Raw genomic sequence first — 16,188 nt, forward strand, 5'->3', positions numbered from 1 at the left:
GATATTATAAGTTTTATATTTTCAGTAATTTTTGAAAATTAGATTGAAATAAAAAAGGATTTTCATCCTCTTTTGTTCTTTATTTCAACAGATTGGTAATCTTCCCTACCAGCCAGTGGTCATCACTTTTTATCGCCAGATCCATGATGTTGTTGATTTTTCCGGTTACAGAACTGAAATCATTCATCAGCTTGATAAATTCCTGTGCTTCTTCTGAATCTTTATCCTCAATATTTTTTAATTCTTCAAGAAAGGAAATGACTGGTTCAATCTCTCTTTTTCTTCTTTCTTTTGTAATTTGTTTGAACAGATACCAGACATCTTTTTCTGCTACGAAATATTCTTTACGGTCGCCTTTTACAAATTCTTTTTTCACGATTCCCCAGTCTATCAGAGCACGGAGATTCATATTGGCATTTCCTCTTGAAATTTCCAGCTGTTCCATGACTTCATCAGTAGAAAGAGGTTTTCCGCTCGCCAGAAGCAATGCATGCACCTGTGCCATCGTACGGTTGATTCCCCAATTGGTAGCAAAGGTTCCCCAGGTCTGAATGTATTTTTCTTTTGCTTCTGAAAGTTGCATCTTGTTTCCGTTTTTAATTTCTGTAACAAATGTAATTATATTTTTTGAATTTTCAATAATTTTTGAAAATTAATTTTAAAATTAAAACAGATCTCCTTAGAATACCTGTTTTAACTTATAAAAATTAAGGTTCAATACTGGTTGTAATCCCTTGGCTCCAATATTTTGCTTCCGGCATATAATAGAGATAAACATTACTTGATTTTCCTGTGTAAGTTCCTGCAAATTCTACTTTAAGGTCAAGATTAACGGTTTTTGTTTCCTCGTCATTAAAATGTTCCCAATATAAAACCAGATAGTTATCAAAAACCTCATAGTAAGAAACCTGTTTTTTATCAACCATATCTTTCAGTAAGGCATTTTGCAGAGTCAGTCCTGCTGGTACACCAATTTTTGCTATGGTCATTGGCAGCTCTCCGTTTATTTTGTTTTTTACGGTAATGGTCATTCTCTTAGTCTCCCCTACTTTAGATATTCCGGATTTTAATTTTGTCTCCATGGTAATAGGAATATCTTTGCTTTCCGGAGCTTGCAATGTATAATATTGATATTCAAACTTATATGGAAGTCCATTTTTATTTGGATAGTGAACATTAATAGTATTTTCTCCGGCTTTAAATGCTGATGAAGCACTTATCATAGGTGAGACTTTTGCATTATTAATCCTGATATCAGGTTTTTCAGTCCCATACAATTTTCCATTTTTAGAGAAAAAATCAGATAATGCCTGTATTGCCAGTGTTGTGGCCTGTGTAGAACCGAATCCGTAATATCCATTGAGACCAATAAGTTGATCAGCTACTTCAGCAATTTTCAACTCATTGAACTTCTCATCTTTCTGAAGCGCCATTATATATAATGAAAGTGTTTCTGCATCCGCAGACATTCCCCATGAACCTGTAAAAGTGATTTTAGATTTTATATTCTTCGTTTCATACTGCTGGTCCAGCATCTGCATCAGGTTATCATATTCCTTTTGTTTTCCTAAGTGAGCCGCAGCATTGGCAAGCAAAGCCAGCTGATAAGAATCTTTTGTAACTAAAGCTCTTTTGAGCGTTACCTGAAAGGAATCTTCAATTTTATTTTTAAACCCAAGTTTGGACAGAGCATATACAACATACATATTTCTAGACCAGGAAAATTCAGAAAAATCTTTTTTGGATTCATAAGGCTTTCTAACTTCGAATAATCCGTTTGCATCCTTTTTCGACAGAATAAATGTGGAGAGCCCATGGATAAGCTTAGCGTCCGGATTTACATACTTCTTTAATTCGGTAAATTCTAATAATGCAAACGCTGAAAGTGACACATCCGATTCCTCGCTGTTGAAATACCCGAATCCTCCATCTTTATTTTTATAGCTCAACATTTTCTGGAAGCCTTTTTTCATATTTTTAATGACTTCATTCTCTGTTGCTGTATTTATTTTTTTACTTGATTTCAAATAATCCAGAATAAAAATATTAGGATACACCGTTGATGAAAGCTGTTCAAAGCATCCGTAAGGCTCTTTCTTCAATTGTGCCAGATTGTCAAACAATTGCAAAGCAGTGCTTTCAAACACATAATATGAGGAAAATAAGCTTCCATTGATATACTCCGGAATATTGATTTTTATCTCTTCTGTTTTGTTATTGATAATGGAAAACTGATGGGGAAATCCTTTTTCTTCAACTTTAAACGGAAGAATCATTGTTTCTCTGAAATCTCCGGATCTTATGGTAAATTGAATATTGGAATTCACTATCTCATCGGTCTGTATTCTTACAAATAATCTTCCTGATTCCAATGGCTTCAGAGTGATAAGACTATCGGAACTGATGAGTTTTACATGGTTCGGAACAATTACATCCATGGTCATTTTGCGCGTTTCAGGAGAATTATTTTTAATTACCACAGGAATTATCATCTGATCTGTTCTTGTCAGATATTGTGGAATTTTGGCATCTATTGAAATCAAACTCTGGGCAGCATACGTTGTTTCATCTCTCCCTACAAGTCCTGATGCAGCAATTCCTTCTGTCATAATTCTGAAAGTGGAATTGGTATCTGAATTATAAAACTCTACTTTTGCCTTCCCATTTTTATCCGTCTCTACTACCGGATTCCAGTAAAGTGCTTCTCTGTAATCAAAACGGTAAGAGGTATTGGTTGTTTTATATTCAGGATAAACAAATTCTCTTGCCCCAGCATATGAGATAAGTTTTCCATAAGGCAAGGCTTGTATGGCGAGATAAGATTTCGGAGTAATATCAAAACTTATTTCTGATTTTCTATTTTTGGATGAGTTGACGACCACTACTCCATTCACAGCTCTGCTTCCATAAATAGCAGTAGCAGCAGCATCTTTCAAAACGGTAATACTGCTGATATCATTTGGATTGATCGTCGTATTAAAGTTTTCGACAGGAATACCATCCACAATGAATAGAGGGTTCTTATTGGTCATGGAGGCTGTTCCTCTAATATTGATCTGTTCTCCTGCTCCCGGCTGTCCGGTGTTTGTTACCACTACTCCGGCAACTTTTCCACTCAACAGAGAAGTTACACTGGCATTCTGCATTTCCATAGAAGAAGCTACTGTTGTAGAAGCAACCGCTAATTGATCTTTCTTTACACTGTACCCCAGCACAACTACTTCTTCAATACTTGCATTCCTTCTGATTGTATCAGTTTTTGATCTTCGTGGGGGATTTAACTGACTGGTTTTGTTTTTATTTTCTGTTTTTACTTCTTCTTTTCTTTCAGCTTCCTTTACAATTTCTTCTACGTCTATGTTGGTCAATTTCTGTTTTACTAAAGGATTAATATCCAGATTATAAGACAGAATTCTGATTTTCAGCTGATGTTTGGGCTGAAAAGATTTTGCAATAATTTTGTATGAATAATCAGCATTTAAATCCGAAAAATAGAACTTTCCATTTTCTGCAACAGTCTGCTTGAGAATTTTTTTATTATCTGTATCCAAAAGAAAAATATCTGCTTTCACCGGCTTTTTGTTTTCATCTTCTACCACGCCATAGATTGTGTTTTTCTTTTCAGGAAGGTATTTGTATTTATTGGTCTTCAGAATTTCCGGAATAGGTTCAAAATATCGATAACCGTTTGTCAGCATCACAAGATCTAAGCTTTTATCTGCTTTTTCTTCTTTTTTATCGAAATAAAACTGAGGTTTTTCAATTTTCCCTTTGAGCTCAGAGTCCATCAAAAGCCAGGAAATAATATGATTCTGCTTATCATCAGCATATGTCCATAGCTTATCATCTACTACACTTATTCCAAGATTAGCGGGAACGGGTTTATTATTTTCATCTGTAGTTTCAATATTCAGCATTACTTTTTCTCTCGGCAGATAATGTTTCTTTACAGGAGTAACTTTTATATTCAGCTGGTTTACTTTATTGGCAAAAACAATCCGTTCTGCAAGCGGCATACTGTTTTCCAGAACGGTAAACCTGCAGATTCCTGTGGGGAAATCCTTTTCTGCAATTTCCAAAGAATTCATTCCTTTTTTCAGCGAAATGATTTTGCTGTAAACTTCTTTTCCGCGGAAACTTCCCAGCAGGGTAATTGTTTTTTCCTGGGTAGAAAGAATGGTAAAATTCAGGTTTTTATTTTCATTCTGAATATTCAAAACCAGTCCTTCATTTTTTGCTACGGGGAGATTAAAAGTCTGGGTAATATTTTCCGGCTTTACAACTTTCGCATAATAATTTTCTCCTATTTTAGGGCTAAACCGGAAGCTTCCCATTCCGAAATTGTAGGCTGAAATTTCTTTTATTTTTTCGTGATTCTGATTGTAAACTGCCAGAACAGCATCTACAGGTTTTTCAAACTCATCCAGAATTTTAAAAGCGATATTCTGTTCTATTCCATTGATAAAAGTTCCGCCTTCCGGTAAGAATTTCACATCCAGATTATTCAGAACAATAGGAATATTTCTGGAAATGGATTCGGTAAACCCGTCAAAATTCACTTTGATATTCAAAAGAGCATCAGAGGATTCCAAGATCTCAGGAAGCTTAAATCTCAACAGTTTTTTACCTTCTTTATCGGTAATAAGTTTTCCTTCTGAAATGGTTTCTCCGTTGTGCATTACTGTGTAATCCGCTTCATAAAAAGGAATCGGAAGATTGCTAAGACTTCTCATTGAAAAATCGGCACTTACCTCATCTCCCGGGCCATATCCTTTTTTAGGAAAATCAAGCTTCATTAAAATCCTTGGTGATACTATTTTCTGAAGGGTAATTTCTTTCTCAAATGCATTTTTGCCTTCTTCATTCTGCATCCAGTTGGTAAAAGCTCTGATTTTATAGATGCCACCCTTCATGTCTTCAGCAAAATAGAAGTCTCCCCGGGCATATCCATTGGTAATTTCGTATTTTAATTTTCTCACAACACTTCCTGCAGGATCTGTTATTTCAAAATTTACGACTCTGCTTTCTTCGACTGGTAAATTATTGTTTCCTTTAACAACATATATTTTAAAATACATGTGCTCCCCAGGTTTATAAAAAACATGATTGGTCTGAATGTAGGTCTTTTCTTTTTCAAAATCCTGAAATGGTTGCTGCCCCTTCACAGAAAAGCCTGAAAATAATAAGCACAGCAGGATGATATAGGGTGATATAAACTTGAGATTCATGAGTTAAAATTTAAGAGAAACAATACAGCCAAATGTTTTAAAGGAAGGAAGATTAAAAAAATCCAGTCCTCTTCCATTACTCAAATCGTAGAAATTCTGATTAGGATCTACGCCTTTATTGGCCTGCCAAAGCATAATATTATTTACATAAAAAGTCAGTCTGAGAGTCTGTTTATTATGGTTAATCGGGAAATCTGAGGAAAGTGATATATTGTTGATTCTTATATAATCTGCCTTTTGAACATAATTTTCAGCCACCCCTAAATAACCGTACTTCGACCATCTGTTTTCCAGAACATTCCGGCCAGGATCATAGAAATCAACAGGAATCTGGTTGACAGTTCCATTGGCCTGTACGCCTTCGAAAATATAATTTTTGATATTCCTTTCTTCTCCCGAGCCATAAGAACGACCGTAGTAATCGAGAACAGCCTGTGTTCCGTTCCAGAGGTGGCCCCCTTTTTTCCATTCCCAATTGATATCTAAGGACCAATTTTTATAGGCAAAACTGTGGTTGAATTTCATCACAAAATCCGGTGTAGGATCTGCAATAATTTTCATTCCGTCTGCTTTTTTAGGAAATCCAAACTCATCAATAATCACTTGTCCGTCTGCATTTCTTTCAAAGTAACTTCCCATCACAGCCCCCAAAACCTGTCCTTCTGATAGTGTTTTATAAATATCTTTGAATCCTGAAACAGCATGGTTCTGATATCCGGGAGCCATGCGGTCTACAATATCTTTGTATTTAAAGAATGAAATTTTATTGGTGATATACAAATCATATCCAAGCTGCAACTTTTCGTAAGCAAAATTGAATTCATACCCGCTGTACGTATGATCTGCTATATTCTTTAATATCAGCTGATTGTTTTCAAAAACAGGAAATATATCATCTTTATTTTTTTTATTAAAATACTCTCCTTCTACACTCATTTTATACCCAAGATTCAGCCTGGTTCCAATTTTCCATTCTCTAGTATTGATATTGGATAAACCTCTGAAGCTTTCCACTTCCTGTACCGGAAAATATTGATTGTAATTTTCTGCATTCAGCAAAGTAGTAGAATACGAAGCATAGGATCTTGTAATTTCCGGCTCGGAGCTTAATTGTGTGTAGCTTCCCAATAATTTAAAATTGTAATTATACCAATTGAAGATCCCATTGAACGTCAAATAAAAGTTAGCCTTTGGAAGCCAATAATTATTTTTAAGGGAAGTATTGGAGATATAAAATGAATTCCCAAGATTAAAACCTGCTTCAAAATCATAATCGCGGATATTCATATTATAATTAAAAATATGATCCTGTGAAGTTCTCTGATAGAGATATTTTTGATGAGTCAGGCTGTTATAAATGTCGGATTTTTTATCATTTAAAATAAAATTCAGACTGAAAGTATTTCTAAAGTCATAGTCTCCCAATGAATAAGAGCCCTGTATATTGGAATGATAAGAGCTGTTGTTTTGAATCCTTTCATTCGATACACCGCTGAGGAAACCATAAGTAGAAGGTTTATATTGGTCCTGATTCCAGATAGTAATATTTTCATAGGCCTGAGTGATATTCAGTTTAAAGTTATTCCAGTCTCTCGCTACATTAAGACTCAACTGCCTGTCCTGATTCTTAAAATGGTATTTGCTATCCTGCTCAAAAAGGAATGAAGGATTGTCTGCATATTTGCTGTAGCTTCTCTGTGAGCCATTATTCAGCAAAGTATTTTGTTCATTTGAAAAAGAAACCGGCGTTAACAATGAATTTTGGTAAGCTCTGTTGAACAAACCTATTCTATTGGTATTGGTTGCTCTATTTTCTTCATAATTGAAAGCTAGATTAATGTAATATCTACCCAAATCTGCGTTAAGTTTTGCTTTAAGGGTATTGGTAATATCAAACTGATCAATAAAATACATCTGGTTCTTTTGCTGTCCCAGATTCAGTGAAAGACGAAGTTTTTCATTGTTCCCCTGTTTTATAAAAGCATTTACATTCAACTGGTTATTATAACCTACCGTAGTTTTAAAAAGGTTGTTATCGTATCTTTGCGCACGCTGAAGCGCATTAACCCACGGAATCAGTTTTCCATTCTGGTCGTACTCATAAGGTAATCCATTAAATCCAAGAGTTGATATATCTGGTCCAAAACTGAACATTTCATTCGTTTCGGGGCCTTTCCAAACAAGATTTCCATTTTCAGATCTTCCCTGAACATACTTATTTTGAGTCTCCGGAACAGCATTCCTGCTTTTAATATCAAAAGATGTGGTAAAGCTTCCGTTAAAGAGTAATGTTGTCTCATTGATCCTTTTTAAAACATAAACACTATCGTTCTTTTGTTTTAATTTTCTTATTTTATCAAAATATGAGTGAGATCTTTTACTTAGGAGGTTTTTAGTTTTTTCAATACTGAAATCGTCTTTAATTTCCTTTGAAACAAGACTGTCATAGGCTTTACTGTAAATATTTTCAACACTTTTACTTCCTGTCTGATTTTCCAGAATCGCTTTTAATTCTCTGAGTTCATAAGAAGAAATAACATGGGTATTTTTCCCTTGATTCCATACAAGGGTATCATAAGGTTTAGCCGCAATAATAGCAAATCCTTCCTCATCAGTTAGTTCATAAATACCGCTGTTTTTATTATAAACCTTTAAAAAATTCTGCTCCTTATCTTTAGTTGTTAAAAATTTACCAGAGTAATAGAGTTGTGAATTTTGTGCCTGTAATAGGGTAATCGTAAATGGCAGTAACAGCAAATAATTCTTTTTCATCGGTTGTTAGTATGCTTAAAAATATAAAAAAAGAAATTTCCGGGGAAATTTCTTTTTTATGAATTACTTTTGAATTGTTTTATAGCTTTCTATCAGCTTTAAAAATTCTGACCGGTAGCCTTCTTCATCCTTACTTTTTCCCTGTTTAGCAAGGTTTTCAATATCGGAAAGATCTTTTTTTGTAATCAGTTCTGAGTTTCTTAATACTAACCCGAACCAGGCTACGGAAGAGGCAAATTTAAAATCCGGACTTACTGAAGATTTATCTTCTTTTTTAATCACTTTAGTTATCTCAATGCTTTTGTCTCCATCAGATTTTTTGTACCTGAATTTTACCGTTGCCATTTCATCTCCAAAGTTCTTCTTCTTAGAAATTTCAGAGTATTTCAATTTTGTTTCTTGTGGGATAAATTCAGACTCTACATTTGACGGGATAACTTCATATAAAGCAGTTACTGTATGTCCGCTTCCTAGTTCTCCTGCATCAATCTTATCATTTACAAAGTCTTCATTTCTTAGTTTTCTGTTTTCATAACCAATCAGTCGGTATGATTTTACATATTTAGGATTAAATTCAATCTGCACTTTTACATCTTTGGCAATGGTATAAATATTTCCTGCAAATTCTCTTCCCAAGAATTTATTGGCTTCCTGCATATTATCAATATAGGCATAATTTCCATTTCCTTTGTCCGCCAGAATTTCCATGGTATTGTCTTTGTAATTTCCCATTCCATAGCCAAGACAGGTAAGGAAGATTCCGGTTTTCCTTTTTTCTGTTATCAACGCTTCAATATCGGTGGTAGAAGAAGCTCCCACATTAAAATCACCGTCTGTTGCCAGAACAACTCTGTTATTTCCTCCTTTTATAAAGTTTTGCTTCGCTAGTTTATAAGCAAGTTCAATTCCAGCTCCTCCGGCTGTGCTTCCTCCGGCCTGAAGATTATCCAACGCTTTAATAATTTTTTCTTTTTCACCTGCTGACGTTGGGGGTAAAACCACTCCTGCACTTCCCGCATAGACTACAATCCCAACCTTATCCTTAGGTCTGAGCTGGTTCAGTAAAACTTTAAGAGAAGACTTCAGCAAGGGAAGTTTATTTTCTGCATCCATTGACCCTGAAACATCGATAAGGAAAACAATATTGGATGCAGGCAGACGATCCATCGGAATATTTTTCCCCTGAAGTCCTATTTTGAGCAGTTTATGTTTAGGATTCCATGGAGATTCACTGTATTCTGTATTAATTGAAAAAGGATCGCCATTGGCAGGCTGTGGATAATCATATCTAAAATAATTAATCATCTCTTCTACCCTCACTGAGTTTTTATCAACCTTAGATCCATAACTGATCATTCTTCTGACATTGGAATAGGATGCATTGTCTACATCAATAGAGAATGTAGAAACAGGTTGATTACGGGTTAATTCAAATGCATTTTCAACTAACGCTGCATATTCTTCATTGTTATAATCAATATCCTGATCTACCTTTTTTGTAGTCTTTTTAACATTTTTTTTGTCACCAACCTGATGGTCATAAACTCTTCCTGATTCATAGGATATCGATCTGGAACTTACTACTTCCATTGCAGTAACTGACTTTGGTTTCGGGCAGCCATTATATTCCGGTAATCCCGGAACCGTAGGACAGGCATCGTCTTTATCCAAAATACCATCTCCATCTGTGTCCGGCCACGGACAGCCATTATTTTCAGGAGGTCCTGCCACTGTAGGACATGCGTCATCTTTATCAATAACACCGTCTCCATCCGACTCTACCCACGGACAGCCCTCATTTTCTACCGGACCGGCAATATCAGGACATTTATCTAATTGATTAGGAATCCCATCCTGATCTTTATCTTTCCTGACACTGTAAGTCTTTGGTTCATTGGCTTTTTCAGTATTTTTTTGAATTTTACAGCTTGTCAATGCAACAAGCCCTAGCATGGTTATTACAATTTTTTTCATCTTTAAAAATTTCGACAGGAAATTATTAAAATTAATTCAATCCTGTTAATAATTGTTAAATAAAACAGATTTCTTCTCTTAAAAATTACTTTTGAATTGTTTTATAGCTCTCTATCAGCCTTATAAATTCTGAACGATAGCCTTCTTCATCCTTACTTTTTCCCTGTTTAGCCAGGTTTTCAATATCGGAAAGATCTTTTTTTGTAATCAGTTCTGAGTTTCTTAATACTAACCCAAACCAGGCTACGGAAGAGGCAAATTTAAAATCCGGACTTGCAGAAGATATTCTATTATCTGTATTTTTAACAATCTGACTTATTTCAAGACTGGTATCTCCGTCAGGTTTTTTATATCTGAATTTAATTGTTGCCAGTTCATCTCCAAATTCTCTCGATGAAGTATTCCGGGTATATTTCAGATTACTTTCTTTAGGAGCGAAATCCGATTTTACATCTGCAGGAATCACTTCATACAAAGCGGTAACGGTATGTCCGCTTCCCAATTCTCCAGCATCGATTTTATCATTGGCAAAGTCTTCATTTTTCAGTTTTCTATTCTCGTAACCAATCAGGCGATATGATTTTACATATTCAGGATTAAATTCAATCTGGATTTTTACATCCTTTGCGATAGCATACATACTTCCTGCAAATTCTTTCCCCAGAAACTTATTCGCTTCCTGCATATTATCAATATAAGCATAATTGCCGTTTCCCTTATCGGCAAGGGTTTCCAGCGTATTGTCTTTATAGTTGCCCATCCCGAAACCTAAGCAAGTGAGGAAAACGCCTGATTTTCTTTTATCTTCAATCAGCATTTTAAGATCTGAGGTTGAAGACATTCCTACATTGAAGTCTCCGTCGGTTGCAATAATAACCCGGTTATTTCCATCTTTTACAAAGTTTTCCTCCGCCAGTTTATAAGCAAGCTCAATTCCAGCTCCTCCTGCTGTACTTCCGCCAGCCTGAAGATGATCCAGTGCTTCAATAATTTTATCTTTTTCTCCTGCTGAAGTAGGAGGTAGAACCATTCCTGCACTTCCCGCATAGACTACAATCCCTACTTTATCTTTTGGTCTGAGCTGATTCAGCAGCACTTTAAAGGAAGATTTTAATAATGGTAATTTATTTTCCTCATTCATTGAGCCTGAAACGTCAATAAGAAATACAAGGTTGGATGCAGGCAGTTTGTCCGTGGGAAGATTTTTTCCCTGAAGCCCTATTTTAAGTAATTTATGTTTAGGGTTCCATGGTGAATCGTTGTATTCTGTATTGATTGAAAAAGGATCTTCATTTTTAGGCTGAGGATAATCATATTTGAAATAATTCACCATTTCTTCGATTCTTACAGCATTTTTATCGACTCCCTGACCAGTATTGATCATTCTTCTCACATTGGAATAAGAAGCATTATCAACATCAATAGAGAAGGTGGATAACGGCTGGTTGCGCGTCAGTTCAAAAGGATTTTCAACAAAAGCATCATAACTTTCATTATTGGGGGCAACCTGTGTAATCGGCTGTTGTTTATTGATTTTTTCCTGCAGCTTTTTCAATCTTTTTCTTTCCCTTCTTGATGGATCTTTAGTGGTTACCACGATCACTCCATTTGCTGCTTTATTTCCGTAAATTGCTGTAGCAGAAACACCTTTTAAAACATTCATGCTTTCAATTTTTTTAGGATCTAATTTTCTGAAATCCTCATCTTTTGTCACCATTCCATTGACAACAAACAAAGCCTGATTTTCTGGTTTTATAGAAGCTGTCCCTCTAATCCTCAGCTGAAAATTATTGAAATCTCCAGGAGCTATGTTACTCCCCTGATTTCCTGATCCATTGATTTGAATTCCTGCAACCCTTCCTGCCAATGAAGAATAAGTAGTGGGTTGAGGCAAATTACTGACAGAGCTTGTAACGGTACTGGATGCTGTCACTGAATTTACTACCTTCCTTTGTCCAAAACCAACCATTACAACTTCATCAATACTCGTGACTCTATTGCTATCTTTTCGTTGTCCGGAAGAAATGTAATTAGCTTTCCTATCATCATATACGATGTCGCTTTTCTCTCTTACTAACTGATTTTCGGAGATTGCCGGTTGATATACATGATCCGAAGACGGAGGAAGAGGAGGAAGCTCAACAGAATATTTCGGTGGTAACTGAATTGTATTCACTGCAATATTTTCTGCCGGCTTAACAATATTTTTTTCTTTTTGGATATTATGCTTTGTAATGCTGTCTATTTTTGCAATATCAACTTTATTACCAGGACTTTTTGAAACTTTATTTTCTGCAATTGCAGATGGTAAAGGTTCTGCAACCTCTTTTTTATCCATAAAGTAAAAAGCCCCTAAACCGATCATCAGACTTGCAGCAATACTATAGGGTAGCCAAAGAGGAATGATTTTCTTTTTCTCTTCTTTTTTATCTAATTTCTCTTCAATCTTTCCCCATACTTTCTCAAAACCAGGAAAAACAGTTGGCTCTTCTGAAAGCCTGGAGGCTTCATTGAATTGTTGATCTATATGATTATTTTCCATTGTTGTAAAAGTTTAAATGTTTTGATTTACGAGAAGTTCCTGCAACTTTTTTCTTGCAAAATTGAGTTGGGATTTTGATGTTCCCTCGCTTATGGAAAGCATGATTGCTATTTCCTTATGAGGATATCCTTCAATAGCGAAAAGATTAAAGATGGCTCTGCAGCCTTCCGGGAGAAAATTCAATAAGCTCAGAATATCTTTTTCCAGGGAAAGGTTTTCTGTAGTTCCTTCAGAATGATCAATGAAGTTTTCTTCCAGAGAAATAAACAGTTCTTTGTTGGATCTTAATTTCTGAAGGCATTCATTCACCGTAATTTTTCTTGCCCATGCTTCAAAGGTATCTGCATTATGAAGCTGGGTGATTTTCGTGAAGATCTTGTAGAATGTATCGGCTAATACTTCTTCTATATCTTCATCGTTTTTCAAATAGCGTCTGCAGACTGAGTAAAGCCTGCCCGCCATTTTCTCGTAAACTTTCCGCTGGGCATTGCGGTTGTTACGCTGACATTCCAATAATAATTCTTGTTCCATAGTCAGGAGTTATATTATTATAGATGCGGAAACTTTTGAAAGGGTTGGAAACATGATCAACTTTTTTTGAGCAAAAGGGTAAATTGGCCTCTATAATTTCAATCTTTTTTGTGATTTTTTTAATTTCAAATTTAACTTTTCCATGTGTAACAAATCTCTATTATCAACGACTCTTAATATAAATAATCTTTTTATAGTAATGAAAAATGCCAAAATTGCATCATTACTTTTTGTTTTGTCTGCAGGAAGTATGATGTTTGCCCAAGATGACTTAATCAATAAGTTAAAAAACAACCAATCACAAAATGCTAATTTTCAGTTCACAACGTTAAAAGACGTTGGCGCGACTTCTGTAAAGAACCAGGGTTCATCAGGAACTTGCTGGAGCTACTCCGGAAACTCTTTCCTTGAATCTGAAATGCAGAGAATGGGCAAAAAACCTGTAGATCTTGCTGAAATCTTTACAGCGAGAAATTCTTACCACGATAAAGCCAAATTATACGTTTTGAATAATGGTGCTATCAGCTGGGGAGATGGAGGAGAACTTCACGACGTAATCAATATGTATAAGAAGTATGGAGCTGTTCCTCAGGATGTGTATACAGGATTAAAAGCTGGACAGACTACCAACAACTTCAAGGAAATGCAAGGGAAACTAAAACCTGTTCTTGACAGCCTTGTTCAGGCTTCTTCAAAAGGGAAACTGACAGATAACTGGATGGATTCGGTAGATGCTATTCTTGATGAATATTTAGGAAAAGTACCTGCTAACTTCACATATGAAGGGAAAAACTACACTCCAAAAACATTTGCTAAAGAAGTAGTAGGAATCAATCCTGAAGATTATGTAGAATTATCTTCTTATAAAGATTATGCTTACTATGAAAAATTTGTAGTTCCCATTCCTGATAACTGGAGCCACGATTCTGACTGGAATGTTCCGATGAAAGACCTTACTGCAATCATTGACAATGCTGTAACAAAAGGATATTCTGTAGGTTGGGCAACGGATGTTTCTGAGCCTTATTTCTCTTATAAAAACGGGGTAGCTTACGTTCCGGATATGGATCTTGACCAGATCACTGCAGAGAACAAACAAACTTTGTTTACTGAGCCTAAAAAAGATAAAACCATCAGTGAAGACATGCGTCAGAAAGCACTTAACAATCTTTCTACAACGGATGACCACGGTATGCATATCGTAGGTTTGGCAAAAGACCAGACAGGTAAAGAATATTATATGGTGAAAAACTCATGGGGTGTAACCAATGATTTCGCCGGATATCTTTACGTAACAAGACCTTATGTTGAATACAAATCAACAGCAATCCTTGTTCACAAAAATGCAATTCCAAAAAGCATCTTAAAACAATTGAAGCCAACTAAAAATATTGGTTTATAAGATAAAGAAATCATTTCTGCCATTTTTTAAGGCAGTTTTAGATATTTAAATCTGTTAAAACCCGCTTCTGGAAATTCCGGAAGCGGGTTTGTTTTTAGAATATGTTATTTGAAAAAATATATTTCCCATTTTAGTGCAAAGTATTGTTTGATTTACAAAAAATATTATATTTGCATGAATCAACAAACTAATTAACATGAAAAATCTAAAGAAATTAACAAAATCGACATTAAAGAACATCATTGGAGGAAATGCTCCACAATGCGAAGGCGATACTGTTGCATGCCGACATAAAGCTGAAAATGGTGTTCCTGCTTATTGGTCATGCGAACCCGCTGCAACAGGATGCAGATTCTTATAAAAAGGAATTCAAAGCTTTTAGAAATTGTTTATAAAGAAGTAAATAAAAACCCGATTTCAGAGTTTCTGAAATCGGGTTCTTTAATAAATAGGTGAAAATTAAATATAAAATAAAGTGAATTATGCTGATTTAATACCAGATTGAATCGTCAAATCCAGCTTGCAGTGAATAAATTATGCTGTTAAAAAATCAACCGCGAAATGAATTGACAATTCATTATTGATATTAAAATAAAACGCCCATACTTTCTGCTGAAAAATCAAGAAGTGCTTCAGTATTGCCATCTTTGATCTTCTGTACCCACTGATGATCCTGTAAGATTGCTCTTCCTACTGCAACAAGATCAAACTCTTCATTGTCAAGTCTTCTGATCAATTCTGTAAGGTCTCTTTTTTCTGTTCCTTGCCCTGCAAAAGCATTCAGGAAATCACCGTTCAAACCTACTGAACCTACCGTAATGGTTGGCTGTCCGGTAATTTTTTTAGCCCATCCTGCAAAGTTTAAATCAGAACCTTCAAATTCCGGTTCCCAGAAACGACGCTGTGAACAATGGAAAATATCTACACCAGCCTCTTTTAATGGTAATAACCAGTCTTCCATTTCGTTTGGAGTGAATGCCAGTCTTGTTTTATAATCCTGCTGCTTCCACTGTGAAAGACGGATAATAATGGTAAAGTCCTCTCCTACTGCTGCTCTGATCGCTTTTACTACTTCTACAGCAAATCTGCTTCTTTCTTTTAATGTTTTACCTCCGTATTCGTCAGTCCTTGTATTGGTCACTTCCCAGAAAAACTGGTCAATAAGGTATCCATGTGCTCCATGGATTTCAATACAATCGAAACCAAGATCTTTTGCTGATTTTGCGGATGCTGCAAACTGTGCAATGGTATCCTGAATATCTTCAATTGTCATTGTTGAAGCTTTTTCCATTTGAACTAACGGATAGTCTTCCGACATTCTTGTATCTCCTACATGCCAGATCTGAGGTCCCATTTTACCTCCATTCTGATGTACAGTATCGATGACATTTTTCCAGCCATTTAATGCTTCTGTACCATAGAAATCAGGGATATTCTGTAAGTTCTTTGATCCAGGTCTGTTGATCACAGTTCCCTCAGAAAGAATTAATCCTACTTCTGAAGCAGCTCTCCTTCCGTAATAGTCTGCAATATTCTGAGTGGGAACTCCATTGTCAGATTGTGCTCTGGTCATAGGAGCCATTACTATTCTATTTTTAAGCTGTAAATTCTTGTATTGAAACGGTTTAAATAATGATGATGTACTCATATTTAAATTTATATTTTATAATTGTTACACAAAGTAACTAATAATAGTTCACTTTTGTATCTTTTATTAAAAAAATAGTGGTAACTTCGCA

Annotated in this window: 9 protein-coding genes; 2 read left to right on the forward strand and 7 right to left on the reverse strand. The window is 35.4% G+C overall.

All coding sequences use genetic code 11. The annotated features are described in order from the left end of the window. Window positions 1-79: 79 nt before the first annotated feature. The 6 genes from BUE84_RS15155 to BUE84_RS15180 form a co-directional block, all read right to left on the reverse strand. Complete coding sequence (locus tag BUE84_RS15155) at window positions 80-583, reverse strand: GbsR/MarR family transcriptional regulator (RefSeq protein ID WP_034696386.1); 504 nt, start codon at window positions 581-583, stop codon at window positions 80-82. 124 nt (window positions 584-707) lie between these two features. Next, window positions 708-5,228 carry a TonB-dependent receptor plug domain-containing protein gene (locus BUE84_RS15160; RefSeq protein ID WP_079242390.1) on the reverse strand — a complete coding sequence of 1,507 codons (4,521 nt, stop codon included), beginning with the start codon at window positions 5,226-5,228 and terminating at the stop codon, window positions 708-710. 3 nt (window positions 5,229-5,231) lie between these two features. Then, a complete protein-coding gene (locus BUE84_RS15165; protein WP_079242391.1) occupies window positions 5,232-8,000 on the reverse strand; it encodes a hypothetical protein in 2,769 nt (922 codons plus the stop codon). A gap of 63 nt (window positions 8,001-8,063) precedes the next feature. Further along, window positions 8,064-9,974, reverse strand: a complete 1,911-nt coding sequence (locus BUE84_RS15170) for a vWA domain-containing protein (protein ID WP_079242392.1) — start codon at window positions 9,972-9,974, stop codon at window positions 8,064-8,066. Between the two features lie 85 nt (window positions 9,975-10,059). Continuing rightward, window positions 10,060-12,516, reverse strand: coding sequence for a vWA domain-containing protein (locus tag BUE84_RS15175; RefSeq protein ID WP_079242393.1), 2,457 nt, complete (start codon window positions 12,514-12,516; stop codon window positions 10,060-10,062). Window positions 12,517-12,528: 12 nt separating this feature from the next. Then, a complete protein-coding gene (locus BUE84_RS15180; protein ID WP_079242394.1) occupies window positions 12,529-13,047 on the reverse strand; it encodes an RNA polymerase sigma factor in 519 nt (172 codons plus the stop codon). Between the two features lie 199 nt (window positions 13,048-13,246). Between BUE84_RS15180 and BUE84_RS15185 the strand changes: the two genes are divergently transcribed. Further along, entirely contained in the window at window positions 13,247-14,449 is a 1,203-nt protein-coding gene (locus BUE84_RS15185) for an aminopeptidase C (protein ID WP_034696380.1), read from the forward strand. A gap of 196 nt (window positions 14,450-14,645) precedes the next feature. Continuing rightward, a complete protein-coding gene (locus BUE84_RS24450; RefSeq protein WP_157885757.1) occupies window positions 14,646-14,810 on the forward strand; it encodes a bacteriocin-like protein in 165 nt (54 codons plus the stop codon). Window positions 14,811-15,035: 225 nt separating this feature from the next. On the opposite strand, the gene BUE84_RS15190 is transcribed toward BUE84_RS24450, so the two are convergent. Beyond that, window positions 15,036-16,097, reverse strand: a complete 1,062-nt coding sequence (locus BUE84_RS15190) for an NADH:flavin oxidoreductase (RefSeq protein ID WP_079242395.1) — start codon at window positions 16,095-16,097, stop codon at window positions 15,036-15,038. Between the last annotated feature and the right edge of the window lie 91 nt (window positions 16,098-16,188).

The sequence above is a fragment of the Chryseobacterium indologenes genome, assembly GCF_002025665.1.
Taxonomy (GTDB): Bacteria; Bacteroidota; Bacteroidia; order Flavobacteriales; family Weeksellaceae; genus Chryseobacterium; species Chryseobacterium metallicongregator.